This window comes from bacterium, assembly GCA_024226335.1.
Taxonomy (GTDB): domain Bacteria; phylum Myxococcota_A; class UBA9160; order SZUA-336; family SZUA-336; genus JAAELY01.
The window spans coordinates 1-593 of the sequence record JAAELY010000531.1; the positions used below are offsets into that span (position 1 = coordinate 1).

General features: G+C 62.1%; 1 protein-coding gene. It reads left to right on the forward strand.

Annotated features, from left to right (window positions below; genetic code table 11):
• A partial coding sequence (locus GY725_25910; protein ID MCP4007632.1) for an AMP-binding protein occupies positions 1–593 on the forward strand: 593 nt, incomplete at both ends.

Here is a 593-nt window from a genome sequence, read left to right on the forward strand (position 1 = left end):
AAGACCGGTGCGATACTGGTGCCGTTGCTGACCCTGTTCGGGCCGATGGCGATCGAGTACCGCCTGCACAGTAGCGGCAGTCGGATCGTGGTTACCGACCGCGAAAACCTGCCCAAGGTGCTCGAGATTCGCGAGCGGCTGCCCGAACTCGAAACCATCGTCGTGGTCGGTGGCGCCGATCACGCCGACACGGTCGATTTCCACCAGTGCCTCGAGCACGAGAGCCGGCAATTCGATGTTGCGGAAACGCGCAACGACGATCCCGCGCTGATCATTTACACCTCGGGTACCACCGGCCAGCCCAAGGGGGCGCTGCACGGACACCGACTGCTGCCGGCCGAGGTCAACAATCTCGGTTTTAACCTCGACTTCTTCCCACAGCCCGGCGACCTGCTGTGGACCCACTGCGACTGGGGCTATATTGCCGGTTCGTTTGCCGCGCTCTACCCGACGCTGTACCACGGATATACCGTGGTCAACTACGAGCGCAGCGAGCGCTTCGACGCCGAGCAGGCCTTCGATATCATTTCCCGCTACGGCGTGACGGTGATCTTCGCGATTGCGACCGCGATGCGCATCATGATGGAGCAAGT